Origin of the sequence: Capnocytophaga sp. ARDL2 (assembly GCF_041530365.1) — a bacterium.
Lineage (GTDB): Bacteria > Bacteroidota > Bacteroidia > Flavobacteriales > Flavobacteriaceae > Flavobacterium.
Genome location: NZ_CP168034.1, coordinates 2,128,506 through 2,143,799, shown reverse-complemented (window position 1 = coordinate 2,143,799; position 15,294 = coordinate 2,128,506). Strand labels below are relative to the sequence as shown.

Here is a 15,294-nt window from a genome sequence, read left to right as displayed (position 1 = left end):
TTATTTCATTTTCAACACTTTTCCCATCACACTAAAATAAGGTTGTTGGCCCCACAATTCTTTGTTTCCAATCACATAGCAGCGTTTTTTTGCACGAGTAAGAGCTACATTGAGCATATTAGGTTTTGTAGATGCCCATTGACGAGAACCAACTTTATCTGGATGACTTCCTAAAACAAGGAATATTACATCTGCTTCTTTTCCTTGGAATGTGTGAATCGTACCACATTGAACATTTTCGAAATTATTTAATGCTCCTCTGCATTTATCTGCAACTGCTTTAAAAGGAGATATTACATAAATATCCTCTAAATATGTTTTTCTTAATTCACTGATTTTTTCTTTGAGTAATTCAATTTCCTCATTAATAACTTGGCTATCTCCTGAACCATTACCAGCAACATCAAACCAATAAGATTCACCAATATATTCTTGTTCGTTTTTATCTTTCGTGCCTTTTACCATTTGATTTTCGTACGCTATTTCATTGGCTATATCGAACATTGGGTTAAAACATCTTCGGTGGGTTCTCAGTGGAAATCCAGTCCAAACATCTCCCATTTGTGTTCCGTATTTGGAAATTCTGTCGGCTAACTGTTGAGCAGAACCGTTGTATGGAGACCAAACAGAATCAATATTTTGATGTTTTATCAATCCATCAACCAAAGTTTTGGGAATAGTAACCACAGGCTCTACTTGTATTGGATCACCTACAATAACACATCGTTTTGAGCGTTGAATCAGACCTGCAACTGATTGAGGCGTGGCTTGTCCTGCTTCATCTATTAATAACCATCCGATTTGATTTTTTGCCATATTAGGAAACAATTTACTTGCCGAAGCTAATGATGTAGAAACCACTGGAACACAGAAAAAGAAAGTATCCCAAAGTGATTGTATTAGTTCTTCATCAATTTTCGCTCTACCTGTAATCATTTCAAAAAAAGAATTCAAATTATTTTTGAATTGTTTGGCGTTGTTAAGAATTGTATATTTATGAACTTCGAGAGCATTTAAAAATATTTCACTACGAAGTTTTGCTATAAATTCTGAATGATATGGAGAGAGTAAATGAATTTCTTTCAAATCTTTACCATAGAATTTTTCATCAAAAAGATTCTTTTCCTCAATTTTGTAATCTTGGGTAAGTTGAGATTTTAAGTTTTCATATTCTTTTTCAAATCTCTCAATTTGATTTAATTGATTTTGAAAGCTTTTTAGTTGATTTTCAACAATATTCAATTCAGAACTCTTTTTCTCAATTTGAGAGTTAAGTTGCTTTATTTCCGATGAAATACTATCAAATTCGCTTAAAATCTCACTTATTTCATTGTTCCATTTTTTATAATTTTCTGTATTAAACAACTTTTGGAAGAAAAAGAAAATAGGCTTTTTATTATTATGAAAATTCAAAGAAATTTTTACATTTTCTTGCTCTTTGTCTTTTTCGTTTTTTCTAATTTCTAATGCCTTTAAATCATTAATAAATTGATTTTTAGCGGTTTCTTTTTCTATTTTAGAAATGTCCAACTCCTTTTTTAAAGCTATATTTTTTCTAAACTCATCAAATCTATTGTGAAAATCGACTGCTATCGTTTTGAAAGTATTAAACTCTTTCAATTTTTTCTCAAAATTATTTTTTGCGTTTTCGAAATTTGATAGGATTTCCCTTTTTTTACTTGGATTTTTCTCTTGTTCTGATTGAATTTTTACTAAATAATTTTGAAAGTTATTTACTTCTTTATCAACTATGCTATTTCCATTTTCATCTTTTATAAATGATTTCCAAAAGAGATTGTGGAATTTACTTTTATTTTCGGAATTCCCCAATGCAGCAGCTAAAATTCCCCAATTTTCACTGCCAGTTAATTCCTCTTTTGCAAATTCCCCAAAATAATCTGCATTTGAAAAGGCTTTTTTGTCAATTTTTTTCAACTGAGGCAATTCCTTACTGATATTTTCCACCGCTGCATTGTTATTACTCGCTACAACAATACCAAAATTCTTTTGTAATGAAGCATTTAAAGGATAAACATATTGGTATCTATCTTTAAAATCTAATTTTACACCTTTTCCAAAAAGATTATCAGTGCCAATGTTAGTAATATACTTGGCTCTATCCACTATGATTTGAGCAATCACATCTAACAAAAGTGTGGTTTTACCCGTTCCGGGAGGTCCATTTACGCCTTGCAAACCTGAGTTGTTATTCAAATCTTTAAAAATAGAATTTACAGCACCTAATTGAGCAGTACAAAGTCCATATTGAGGAGACGAAGCCCATTTTCCTTCAGTTAAATATTCTGGATGGATGGTTTTAAAAAGTTCCTCTTTATTTTTAATCAAATCTAATTTTTGCTGATAGGGAGTAAGAGTCAAATAATCTTGCAATGTGAGTGATAATTCAGTTTTTTTATCAATCAAATTATTCAAATCTTCTAAGAAAAAGCTATTTAGAAACGGAGCATCAAGCTTAGTATTTATGCTAACATCTTTTTCAAGATAATAAACTTTTATTTCTTTTGTATTCCAAGGAGTTAATTGTTTGAGATAGTCTATTTCTTTATTTATAAAATCCCGAGTTATAACTTCACCTTTTGAGTTTTCATTATCTTGATTTTTGAGAATATTAAACCGTTCAGAATACTCATCTTGTACATTTTGAAGTAATTGAAACACGGAAGAAATATCTCTTTTGTTGTGTAAAACATTTAATCCCAAAACATAACTTGCTAATGTATAGCTATTAGCATCAGGTTGTCCTTTTTCATCAAGAATAATTGAAGAAAGACAAGTAAAACCACTCACTTTCTCTTCCCAAAGTACCTTTTCCTTGCTTGGAAATAAATTTTCAATATGATTTACAATATTCTCTTTTGAAATTTCCCCAAAAAACAGTGTGTAGATTCTTTTTTTACCTTTTTCAATAGTTTTGGGTGTATTCCAAGGAAGTTGATTTTTTATTTCTATAACAGAATCCTTATCTAAGTCAGGAAAATTGAAGATTTCTACATTTCTCCAAAAATGTAAAATGTCTTTTTGAGGCATATTTTATTCAATTTATTTTTTAATTTCTATTTTAAATCCATATTGTTCTGCAAGAGCCTTTAATTCATTTTCTCTGATTTTTTTCTCATTTTCTTTGCAAAAATTAGGATATGCCTCACAGAACATCTCGTTAAGCTTATACTTTAAAATAGGTTCATCTATTAGTTTTATAAACTCAAGGGCTTCTGGTTTTTCGTTATCAGATATTATTATTTGTGCTTTATACTTATCTTCTTCTTTTTTATTTGTTTTTTTCTTATCTTCTTCCTCCTTTCTATATTCTTCTTTTTGTTGATTCAGTTTTTCTAATAATTGATTGATTCTATTTTTTGCAAACTCTCCTATCAAATCAGTCATAAAAAACGAATTAGAGAACATCTTTGAAATATTAGCTGCAAAAGTTTTACCTTCACACTCGTTATTACCTAAAAATAATACATTTTGCTTTGGAATATCGGATAGAATAAAAGGAGAGTGGGTTACAAAGATAAAATTGATACCTTTAATCTTTTTGAGATTTAATTTTTCAATTCCTTGAATTAGTTTATATATGTATGTTCGTTGATATTCTGGATGAAAATACAATTCGATTTCTTCCAAAATGATATTGATATACTCATAAGACATTCTACCCTCATCTTTTGAGATGGATTCCAAATTTATCAAATGATAAAAAATGGAATTGATTGAGTGGATTTGTTGTTTTTCTCCTGAACTTAATGATGAAAATTTAATCTTATCTTCACCAGATTTTGTAGATTTCATCTCAATATCTACTTCAAAAATCGGAGGAGGTAAAAAGTTAATTATCTTTTCAGTATTAGCTAAATCTTTAATTTTCTCAGCAAACTTTTCTACTGATAATTTATTTTCACTCTCACTATGTGAATACTCAATGTGGTTGTGGATTAGGAAATTTAGCGTCTGTCTTAGCTTAAATGTGATATGGCTTTTATCTTCCTTTAACATTGAAAACGAAGATTCCCAGCTAGTTATATCTTTATTAAAATCTATATTTAATTTTATATATCTCTCATACTTTTTACAAATACTTATCAACTTATAAAGTATATATTGTTTTGAAAGCTCTATAATATCCTTATCTATTTCATTGCTTATTGATTGGTTCTTTTCAGATAAAGTGGTTATTAGTTTGTTTATTAATCGATTTTTATCCTCTTCATCAAAACTGGATAACTCTATACCCCAACTCTCCTTTGATTTCTTTTCATAGTAATTTAATCCGTTTTCATCCGTATCATTTTTTAATTTCAATGTAATTGATTCTGCTTGCAAATTATCTCCTAAACTTAAATGTAACTCGTCTTTATTATCATAAGTCAATAGGTTTGCTAATAATCGTTGAAACACTAAATAATTTTCTTTATTGATGTCTATATTCCCTTCATTCCTCATTGGATTTAATACGATTGGTGTTTGATAGCCATCGTTTTTATGAAAAATATCTATTATCCAACTTCCTTCTTGATTTGAGTTATAAGCGTACAATGAATAATTAATTACTTCCGTATAAAAGAAATTTTCTAATTTAAATTCATTATCCTTAACAAAACCAATACTTTTTTCATCGTATTTTTCAATTATAAAGTTTTTATCACTTATATTCAACTTGTATATTGTGTTATTTATTAGATAATAGATGTTCAAATTTATACCCTCTACTAGTTTAATCTCGTGCGAAATACTACTGTTTTTTTCTTTTATCATAAAGGCTATATTGTTTATTGCCTTAATAAGTAGTTCAATAATAGTACTTTTCCCACTTCCATTTTTTCCTACCAATGCAGAAATACTTATCCTCAAATTATTATCTGAATATTTCGAAACAGAATATAAATCTAAATCTTTTTTAGGGAATTTTACATTATTTCCTTCAATTTTGTAATCTGTATAAAAGTAATATATTTGATTGGGGGTAAGTAATTTATAATGTGTTTTATCACAGTCTGCCAATACTTCTAATGCGATAATTTTAAAGTTGTTTTTGTTTATATTCATTTCATTTCAGGTTTTATAATTCCTAATTCGGTTAAGATGTCTTTTTTCATTTTGCTGAGTGGTCTTCGGTCAAATTTATCTTCGGCAAGATGAGCCCCAAAAGCCAAACGGTAAACTTCTTCTTTACTAAGGTTAATTCCACTAAAATTATTCAAGATTTCAATATATTTTTCGGAATAGGCTTGGCGAATTTTTAGTAAATCTTCTACTTCGTCTTGATGCGTTTTATAGATTTCCTCCAATTCAAAATCCTCTACAGAGTTTTTGGAAATTCCTTTTTCTGCTAATATTTTTACACAAGGTTTTTGATAGGCATCTAAATCATAACTGAAAGTATATTTAAAACCCTCTGCTTTGTGATAAGGATGAAAATGAGTATCTAACTCAAAATCATAAGCTCCCTTCAATCCACTATTACAGATATTACAGCTAGGGATTAAATTATAAAACGACAAAGCTAAAAGAGGATATTTACTTTTTGGAAACCAATGGTCAAAATCAGGACGCACAATTTTCTTTCCTTTTTCTGAAATCACTGTTTTTGTATACATTCTCCCACAATATGGGCAAGTGGGAATATCTAATTCTCTTGCCAAATCATAAGCGTTATATTTATCGTATTTTATCCAATTATTGTAATGAAAAATTTGTTTTATTTCAGGTTTATTAGAAAACAAAGTTTTTATTTCATCTAACTCATTAGGTTTTCCTACTAAAACTTTTCGCAAATTATCTTCATCTTCAAAGAATTTTTCTATTCTATAACCAACCTTTTTAATTTTATCTATTCGCATTTTTGGAATTGGCATTTCATCTTTTTTTACCTTATTCCCGTAAATTCGTTTTCTAATGATATACCTCATTATTTCATAATGCCTCTCTCTCGCCTTAATAATATTAGATTTATTTATATCTATGTAAATCATTTTTTCAATCTTTTTAGTTTTTCAATTTCTTCTTCGATGATTTGATTGTAATAATGGTCATCGGGAACCAATTCAGTAATCATTTCGGTAAGTTTTAACTTTAGTACTCTTTCATCAATCAAATTGATGATTTTCTTATGATATTCCAATTCTTTTTCAAAATTTTCACCCTTATTGGTTTTATTTTCATTTATCCAAATAATGGTTTCTTCTATTTTCGATTTGGCAAAATCACCAATCAATCCGTTCTCTACAAAGAAGGAGTGTGCTAACAAATCCGTAATATTTGCTCCAAATGTTTTTTGTACTTTGTTTTCTTCGGGAACAACTTCTAAAAAATCCCCCTGCCTTTGTATGAAAACCACATTATTCATTGGTAAATCCGACAAAGTCAAAGGGTCGTGTGTGGTAATAATAATCTGTAAATTGGGTTTTACTTTAAGGTTTTCAAAAAAGTATGGTAAGGTTTTTAGTATAGCATTTACATATTTTTTCTTCCAAAGTGGATGAAAGCCCAAATCGGCTTCATCTAACAATAGGATATAGTTTTGTTTATCTGGCAGAAATTTTCTTTCTTCTACTAAATTCATATCAATAAAATAATACAACTTAGACATAAAATTAAGCAATGCTATTTCGCCTGAGCTCATATTTCTATCCGTAGGGTTGAATGATAGTATTCCTTCTACATAATTACTCTTTTCAACTAATCCTTCAAGAGCAAGGTGATATTTAAAAAGGCGAGTTACCACCTTTTTATGTAAATCAAGTACTTCTTTCAATTCATCTAAATTTAACGGAATATCTTCTCTTAAGAGATTATATGGATCTGTTTCCTTTTCGAGAAGAGTAAATAGCTTCTCAATAAAAGCAATAACATCCTCTGAATTGAAAATATGCTTCTTACGGTTTCCTATTTGAATATAGCTCTCCTTTATGAAATAGTAAAAGACTTCTTTGGCAGAACTGTTACTAAATCTTTCTGTGTTATATGGATCCTCAATTTTCCCCTCCTCAAGGAAGGTATTTTCTTTATCCATTTGATAAATAACCATAGATATAAATGCTTTAATTACAAATCTTTCAAGCAAATATCTGTTTACTAGGGCTTGTCTTAGATTTTTGTTTAATTTTGAATTTTGATCTCGGAAAATATGCCAATCTTCTCTTTCTTTTTCAATTTTGTACAATATATGCTCTATGATAGGTCTTAGAGGGAGAGGTACATTTCTAAAGATAATTTCTTTTTTATCGTTATAATTGAGATTGTAATCTCTGAAATATAATATTCCTGTTTTGTAATTGGGCAGGTTGAATACTTCCCTAAATATTATGTTTTCATCAAAAATTGAAGAATTAAGAAAGTCAATTTGCCTCAATGAATTTTTGTATTTCAATTCCCAGTGAAAATCATATTTAAAACGGTTGTCTCTTTCTTTGATTTCTTCTAAATCTTGTTTGATGTATCGATCGAGAGAAATATCATATTTATCTACTTCATCAAAATCCGGATTGTACTTTAAATCAAAATGGGGAGAGTAATAAATAGATTGGTATTCTTGTTTTGAAGCATATTCTAACTCGGATATTTCACCACTATCAGATTTTATATAAATATTAGTATAACCTGCTTTATACAAAACCTTGGTTTGCCCATTCTCTTCCACCAAAACTACACAAAGATTATGAGGGAAAGCTCCGTTATAGCCAGGATTAGCAAATATATTTCGTATGATATCTAAAACAGATGACTTCCCAACACCATTTGCTCCAACAATAGCACTGAGTAAATTTATTTTACATTGGCTTCCAGAAATATTAAAAAAATCAGGAATGTATTTTTCATTCAACTTTTTTGTCACATAAAGATTGCGACCTTGCTCTTCAAAATTATACAGATACTTTCCTCCAAAATTTAAGGTTTGGGGAGTTTCTAGCTTTAAAAATTCGTGTTCCTTCAGATATATATTTACGATCATTTTTCAATTATAAATAAGGTATTGCAAATATACAAATAACTCTTAACAACTGCCAATCCCTGCCATCTTCTTCCATTTACTACCACTTTGATTTTTAGCAGATATTATGAATCTACTTTTGCCTTAAAATTTTAAAAAGGTTAAAAAAATGACACGTAAATTAATTCAAAAAAAGTTGTTTTTATCGCTTTTGATGATGGCGAATTTTGCCTTTTCACAGGGCAATGGAGTGGGTGGTATCAATGAGGCTACCAAAATGGTTACCTCGTACTTTGACCCTGCTACCAAACTGATTTATGCCATAGGTGCCGTGGTGGGACTTATCGGCGGGGTAAAGGTTTATAACAAGTTCAGTAGTGGCGATCCTGACACGAGCAAAACGGCAGCAAGTTGGTTTGGAGCGTGTATTTTCTTGATTGTGGCGGCTACGATTTTACGTTCTTTCTTTTTGTAAAATGGAAACCCGAAAGACATACGCCATCAACAAGGGTATTGGCAGAAGCGTAGAATTTAAAGGGCTTAAAGCTCAATACTTATTCATTTTTGCGGGCGGATTGTTGGCAGTTTTGATTTTGGTAATGATTCTCTACACTGTTGGAGTACAGCCATATTTGTGTTTAGGTTTGGGCGTAGGCTTGGCAAGTCTTGTAGTTTGGCAGACTTTCTCACTGAATCAAAAATATGGTGAATACGGCCTGATGAAAAAGGCAGCTAGTAAACGCCTTCCCAAATATCTCAGAAACCAAAAATCCGTTCGCTTGTTTATCCGTACTAGTTCAAACACAAAAAACTAAAAAAACACAAAAAACAAAAAGATGAAAAACACCTCTAAAATCAGTGCTTTGGAAAGTAAATTCCCGATTCTTGCCATTGAAAACGACTGTTTGCTGAGCAAAGAAGCCGACATTACTATTGGTTTTTCCGTGCAATTGCCCGAGCTTTTTACCCTTTCAGGAGAAGATTATCAGCTGTTGCATTCACTTTGGTATAAGGCTATAAAAGTACTTCCCGAATACACGGTGATTCATAAACAAGATTGGTTTCTCAAAGAGAACTACACTCCTAATTTACAATCGGAAAACACTACTTTTCTATCTCGTTCGTATGAAAAACATTTCAATGAACGACCGTTTTTGCATCACCGATGTTACTTGTTTTTGACCAAAACCACCAAAAACAGAATGCAGTCACAGAGTAATTTTTCATCGCTTTGTAAAGGCAATTTTCTACCCAAAGAAATCAGAAACAAAGAGTACATCTCTCAATTTTTGGAGGCTGTTAGGCAGATGGAACGTATTTTAAACGATTCGGGATTTTTGCACATTACACAACTCACCGAAACAGATTACATTGGTACAAAAGATAAAAAAGGACTCTTTGAGCAGTATTTAAGTCTTTCCACCGATGATAATGTATCCTTGCAGGATATTTGTCTTTCGGCAGAACAGATGCGTATTGGCAATCAGAAGTTGTGTTTGCATACGCTTTCCGATACGGAGGATTTACCAACAAGCGTTACCCCTGAGAGCCGTTATGAACGTTTATCCACGGATAAGAGTGATTGTTTGCTATCGTTTGCCTCACCTGTTGGACTACTGCTAAGTTGCAATCATATTTACAATCAATATTTGTTTTTAGACAATTCACAGGAAAACCTACAAAAGTTTGAAAAATCAGCTCGTAATATGCACTCGCTTTCGAGGTACAGTAGAGCCAATCAAATCAATAAGCAGTGGATAGAAGAATACCTCAATGTAGCTCATTCGCAAGGCTTGGCATCTGTGAGAGCTCATTTTAATGTAATGGCGTGGTCGGATAACCCTCAGGAACTTAGGACGCTCAAAAACGATGTGGGTAGTGCCTTGGCTTCGATGGAATGCAAACCCCGACATAATACCATTGATACGGCTACACTTTATTGGGCGGGCATTGCAGGTAACGGAGTTGATTTTCCGAGCGAAGAAACGTTTTACACGTTCATTGAACCTGCCTTGTGTTTCTTCACCCAAGAGACGAATTATCAAAACTCGCCAAGTCCCTTCGGTATCAAAATGGCAGATAGGCTTACGGGTAATCCTATTCATTTGGATATTTCGGATTTGCCGATGAAAAAAGGAATTATCACCAACCGAAATAAATTCGTATTAGGACCTTCGGGCAGTGGTAAATCTTTTTTTACCAATCATTTGGTTCGACAATACTACGAGCAAGGGACACACATTGTTTTAGTGGATACGGGAAATTCCTATCAAGGATTGTGTGAACTGATACATCAGAAAACCAAAGGAAAAGATGGGATTTATTTCACCTATACGGAAGATAATCCCATAGCCTTTAATCCGTTTTACACGGACGATGGGGTGTTTGATATTGAAAAACGGGAGAGTATCAAAACGCTTATCCTAACCCTTTGGAAACGCGATGATGAGCCACCCACCCGTTCGGAAGAGGTAGCCCTTTCCAATGCAGTGAACCTGTACATTCAACAGGTTAAAGAAAATCAGCATCAAAAACCTGCTTTCAATGGCTTTTATGAATTTGTCAAAGGCGAGTATGCAGCACTTTTAAAGGAGAAAAAAGTACGCGAAAAGGATTTTGATTTAGCTAATTTCTTAAATGTATTAGAGCCATATTACCAAGGTGGAGAATATGATTATTTGCTCAATTCCGACAAAGAAATGGATTTGCTCTCCAAGCGATTTATCGTTTTTGAAATAGATGCTATCAAAGACCATCCGATATTATTTCCTGTGGTAACCATTATCATTATGGAAGTATTTATCAATAAGATGCGAAGGCTTAAAGGGATTCGTAAGATGATTCTGATAGAGGAAGCGTGGAAAGCCATTGCTAAGGAAGGTATGGCGGAATACATCAAATACCTGTTTAAAACGGTGCGTAAATTCTTCGGTGAGGCGGTAATTGTCACCCAAGAGGTGGACGATATTATCCATTCACCCATTGTCAAAGAAAGTATTATCAACAATTCGGATTGCAAAATTTTGCTCGACCAACGCAAGTATATGAATAAGTTCGATGCAATTCAAACGATGTTAGGGCTTACAGAAAAGGAAAAAGCACAAATTCTTTCTATCAACTTAAATAACGACCCGAAACGCAAATACAAAGAAGTGTGGATTGGTTTGGGAGGGACACATTCGGCTGTGTACGCCACTGAGGTAAGCCGTCAGGAATATTTTGCGTACACTACCGAAGAGAGCGAAAAACACCAACTGATGCAACTCACCGGACAGTTCGACGGCAATTTAGAAAAAGCCATTGAACAGATGAGTAGACAATAAACACAGGCAATAGGCAATAGACAGAAAAATAGACAAAATGTTTAACAAAAAAAGAAAAAGATGAAAGCAAGACACATTGTAACAGGAATGTTTTTACTGCTAATGTTCAGCAGTGTAAAAGCACAATGGGTGGTTACAGACCCCACGAATTTAGCTCAAAGTATTGTCAATACCACCCAACAGATTGTACAAACTTCTTCTACCGCCCGAAATATGCTCAACAATTTTAAAGAGGTAGAAAAGGTGTATAATCAAGGAAAAAAATATTACGATGCTCTTAAAAGTGTCAATAATTTGGTAAAAGATGCCCGAAAGGTACAAGAAACGGTACTGATGGTGGGAGATATTTCTCAAATGTACGTTACCAATTTCAAAAAGATGACCCAAGATGCCAATTTTTCGGCTGAAGAACTCAATGCCATAGCCTTTGGGTATTCTAAACTTTTGGCAGAGAGTTCTAATTTACTGAAAGATTTAAAGCAGATTGTCAATGCTTCTTCTTTATCGATGAACGATAAAGAGCGTTTGGATATCATCGATAGGGTACATAAAGAAGTCAAGGAATATTATCTGTTAGTGCGGTATTACACTCAAAAAAACATTTCGGTAAGTTATCTCAGAGCCAAGAAGAAAAACGATACACAACGGGTGCTTTCCCTTTATGGCAATGAAATGAAATATTGGTAATTGAAGAGATGGAAAATTTACACGAAATCCTCAGGAGTTTATACGATGATATGATGCCTCTTACGGCACAGATGACAGGGATTGCCAAAGGCATTGCGGGGTTGGGAGCGTTGTTTTACGTGGCGATGCGGGTATGGCAAGCCTTGGCAAGAGCCGAAGCGGTGGATGTATATCCACTACTTAGACCTTTTGCCATTGGTGGTTGTGTGCTGTTTTTTCCCACGTTAGTTTTAGGAACGATGAATGCCGTACTAAGCCCTGTGGTTACAGGAACGCACCATATTTTAGAATCTCAAACCTTGGATTTACACAAACTCCAACAACAAAAAGACCGCTTGGAACGAGAGGCACAACTGAGAAATCCCGAGACGGCTTATTTGGTTTCCGATGAAGCCTTTGACAAAAAATTGGAAGAATTGGGTTGGAGTCCTTCGGATATGGCGGTAATGGCAGGAATGTACATTGAGCGAGGAATGTATGACCTTAAACAAAGCATACGGGCGTGGTTTCGAGAGCTTTTGGAAATGCTTTTTCAAGCAGCAGCATTGGTGATTGATACCATTCGTACTTTCTTTCTGATTGTACTTTCTATTTTAGGACCTTTGGCATTTGCCATTTCGGTTTGGGATGGCTTTCAATCGACAATGACCCAATGGATTACCCGTTATGTAAGCGTATATCTGTGGCTTCCCGTATCGGATTTGTTCAGTGCCATTTTGGCTCGTATTCAATCGCTTATTATCGAAAAAGACATCGAACAACTATCTGACCCTCATTTTATTCCCGATACTTCCAATACGGTGTATATCATCTTTATGATTATCGGCATCATCGGATATTTTACCATTCCAACGGTTTCCGGTTGGATTATACAAGCCGGAGGTATGGGCAATTTCGGCAGAAATATCAATCAAACGGCTACCAAAACGGGGAATGTTGTAGGAGCCGGAGCAGGTGCCGCTACGGGAAATATTTCGGGACAATTGTTGAAAAAATAATCTGATAGGTGGTTGATTGATATAGGTTTATTTCCATCAATCAACCGCTTAAAGAAATAACATCAAAAAAAAACAGAAAAATGGAATTTAAAATTTTTAGAAATATCGAAAACGGATTTAAGCAAATTCGGATGTACACTCTTGTCTTTGCTAGTTTTTGTCTGTTAATAAGTTTGTTTTCGGTGGGATATGCCTATCATTTTGCTCAACAACAACGCGAGAAAATTTATGTGTTAGACAATGGTAAATCTCTGATGTTGGCTCTTTCACAAGATACGAAAATCAACCGCCCTGTGGAAGCTCGTGAGCACATCCGCCGATTTCACGAACTGTTTTTCAATGTAGCCCCTGATAAAAAAGCCATTGAGGACAATACCAAGAGAGCGTTTTTTCTAGCAGACAAATCGGCTTTTGACTACTATAAGGATTTAAACGAAAAAGGATTTTATCATCGGATGATTTCAGGGAATATTCAACAGCGTGTGGTTATCGATAGTATTCACTGTGATTTTGAACATTATCCATATCAGGTACAAACCTTTGCTAAGCAATTTATCACCCGTCAGAGTAATATCACCGAGCGAAGCCTTATAACGGCTTGTCGATTAGTGAACTCCGTACGTTCAGATAACAATCCGCAAGGGTTTATTATGGAGCAATTTACCGTTATTGAAAACAAAGACCTTAGAACCGTAGAACGATGATACAATACCTTTTAAAATACCGAAATAAACTCAATGATCGTATTGAGCAGTACTGCCAACAACTCCCCCTAAAAACACGAAGAAACTATATCATCATCGGTTTTATAATTTACGTGTTACTGACCTTTATCGTACTGATAAAATTCAAATAACAGAGAACAAGGAACAAAGAACAAGGAACAAAAACATAAAGATATGGAAAATCATAACAATACACAGCCATCGGCTAAGCAAAAGATAAGTGTCCTTCTCACCGAAGAGGAGGAAAAACAATACGAGCAACAGAGCCAAGAAAAAGCCCTTGCTCGAAAACAGCAATACAAAAAATGGCTTGTTTTTACCCTAATGGGATTGGTATTTTTGGGGTGTATGTACCTGCTTTTTGGAGGGGGTACTTCTTCCGAAAACGATCCAAAGGGTATAGATGAATTAGTGCCAGAAGCTAAAGAAAACGTATTGCCCTCTGACAAGGAAATTGCCTACGAACAAGCCTTGCTCGACCAAAAACAATCTCAGCAGGAAGCTGCTTTGGGGGTGCTGTCCGATTATTGGTCACAAGATGAGATTTCTCAAACAACACATTCACAGGCTCCTCAAAGAAAAAAAGAATCTTCCACGCCCAATGCCATAGCCCATTCGGCACACACCTATCGGGATATTCATCACACGTTGGGCAATTTTTATCAAGACAATTCGGCTATGGAAAAAAAGCAACGCTTGGAAGAAGAAATCGAGATGCTCAAAGCTCAACTTTCTGAAAAAGAAAATCAAGACCCTCTTGATACTCAAATGGCACTGATGGAAAAATCCTATCAGATGGCATCAAAATATTTACCTCAAAATACCAATGGTACTTCTACTTTACCTTCTGATGGACTTTCAGAGAATACAAAGGTTACTAATTCCGTGCCTACTACCGAAAAAGCCTCGGTACTTCCTGTATATACCACCGAAAATAAAGTAGTAAGTCGTTTACCCCGAAAGGAAAATGATAGCGTTTTGACACAGCATTGGCTTACGCAAAATCAACGCAACTTTGTCGGAGCAGAAAGTTTTAAACAAACAGCAACTCCCCTTAAAAACAGCATACGAGCCTGTGTACATTGGCAACAATCCATCCGAGAAAATACTCGTGTACCTTTACGACTGTTGGAACCCATTCGCGTAGCCCAAATGCTTATTCCCCAAGGGGAACTACTCACTGCCACCGCAAAAGTCAGTGGCGATAGGCTTCTTTTGGATATTCATTCATTGGAATATAAAGGTAAAGTTATTCCCATAGCTCTCACTGCCTACGATTTGGACGGACAGCAAGGTTTATATTTACCTTACACTCCCGATGCCAATGCCTTTCGGGAAATAGCCGCCTCAATGGGAGGCAACTCAGGTACTAGCTTTACGTTTAATTCTTCTGCCAAAGACCAAATTATTTCGGATATGACCAAAAGTGTTGTACAAGGAACAAGTTCTTACCTATCCAAAAAAATCATCCGACCCGCTATAAAAGTCAAAGCAGGATATCAGGTGTTGTTAGTGGCTAAAAAATAAGATTCTAACATAAAAGGAAAATAGGAAGTTTAGAAAAATAGAATGAAAAAAATAAATATCAATTTAATACATTAAACACAATG

The 15,294-nt window shown here is 33.9% G+C and carries 11 protein-coding genes; 7 read left to right on the top strand and 4 right to left on the bottom strand.

Annotation, left to right across the window (positions count from 1 at the left end; translation table 11 throughout):
- From AB4865_RS10790 to AB4865_RS10775, 4 genes are read right to left on the bottom strand one after another with little or no spacing between them, the layout of a single operon-like run.
- The gene (locus tag AB4865_RS10790; protein WP_372473308.1) at nt 1-3,048 is read right to left on the bottom strand and encodes an AAA domain-containing protein; all 3,048 of its coding nucleotides are present in this window, start codon (nt 3,046-3,048) and stop codon (nt 1-3) included.
- Nucleotides 3,049-3,060: 12 nt separating this feature from the next.
- Entirely contained in the window at nt 3,061-5,067 is a 2,007-nt protein-coding gene (locus AB4865_RS10785; RefSeq protein WP_372473307.1) for a hypothetical protein, read from the bottom strand.
- Nucleotides 5,064-5,993 carry a hypothetical protein gene (locus AB4865_RS10780; protein WP_372473306.1) on the bottom strand — a complete coding sequence of 310 codons (930 nt, stop codon included), beginning with the start codon at nt 5,991-5,993 and terminating at the stop codon, nt 5,064-5,066. Before AB4865_RS10780 ends, AB4865_RS10785 begins: the two co-directional genes overlap by 4 nt.
- Entirely contained in the window at nt 5,990-7,972 is a 1,983-nt protein-coding gene (locus tag AB4865_RS10775) for a hypothetical protein (RefSeq protein WP_372473305.1), read from the bottom strand. The genes AB4865_RS10780 and AB4865_RS10775 overlap by 4 nt, the downstream gene beginning before the upstream one ends.
- Nucleotides 7,973-8,120: 148 nt before the next feature.
- Between AB4865_RS10775 and AB4865_RS10770 the strand changes: the two genes are divergently transcribed.
- The 7 genes from AB4865_RS10770 to traM all read left to right on the top strand — a co-directional run bounded on the left by AB4865_RS10770 (nt 8,121) and on the right by traM (nt 15,211).
- Nucleotides 8,121-8,426, top strand: a complete 306-nt coding sequence (locus AB4865_RS10770; protein WP_013997380.1) for a DUF4134 domain-containing protein — start codon at nt 8,121-8,123, stop codon at nt 8,424-8,426.
- 1 nt (nt 8,427) lies between these two features.
- The gene (locus tag AB4865_RS10765) at nt 8,428-8,766 is read left to right on the top strand and encodes a DUF4133 domain-containing protein (protein ID WP_372473304.1); all 339 of its coding nucleotides are present in this window, start codon (nt 8,428-8,430) and stop codon (nt 8,764-8,766) included.
- A gap of 21 nt (nt 8,767-8,787) precedes the next feature.
- The gene (locus AB4865_RS10760) at nt 8,788-11,274 is read left to right on the top strand and encodes a TraG family conjugative transposon ATPase (RefSeq protein ID WP_372473303.1); all 2,487 of its coding nucleotides are present in this window, start codon (nt 8,788-8,790) and stop codon (nt 11,272-11,274) included.
- A 60-nt stretch (nt 11,275-11,334) separates the two neighbouring features.
- Nucleotides 11,335-11,961, top strand: a complete 627-nt coding sequence (locus AB4865_RS10755) for a DUF4141 domain-containing protein (protein ID WP_372473302.1) — start codon at nt 11,335-11,337, stop codon at nt 11,959-11,961.
- Between the two features lie 8 nt (nt 11,962-11,969).
- A complete protein-coding gene (traJ, locus tag AB4865_RS10750; RefSeq protein WP_119653169.1) occupies nt 11,970-12,959 on the top strand; it encodes a conjugative transposon protein TraJ in 990 nt (329 codons plus the stop codon).
- A gap of 80 nt (nt 12,960-13,039) precedes the next feature.
- The gene (gene traK / locus AB4865_RS10745) at nt 13,040-13,663 is read left to right on the top strand and encodes a conjugative transposon protein TraK (RefSeq protein ID WP_119653168.1); all 624 of its coding nucleotides are present in this window, start codon (nt 13,040-13,042) and stop codon (nt 13,661-13,663) included.
- Nucleotides 13,664-13,858: 195 nt separating this feature from the next.
- Entirely contained in the window at nt 13,859-15,211 is a 1,353-nt protein-coding gene (gene traM, locus AB4865_RS10740) for a conjugative transposon protein TraM (protein WP_372473301.1), read from the top strand.
- Nucleotides 15,212-15,294 lie beyond the last annotated feature (83 nt).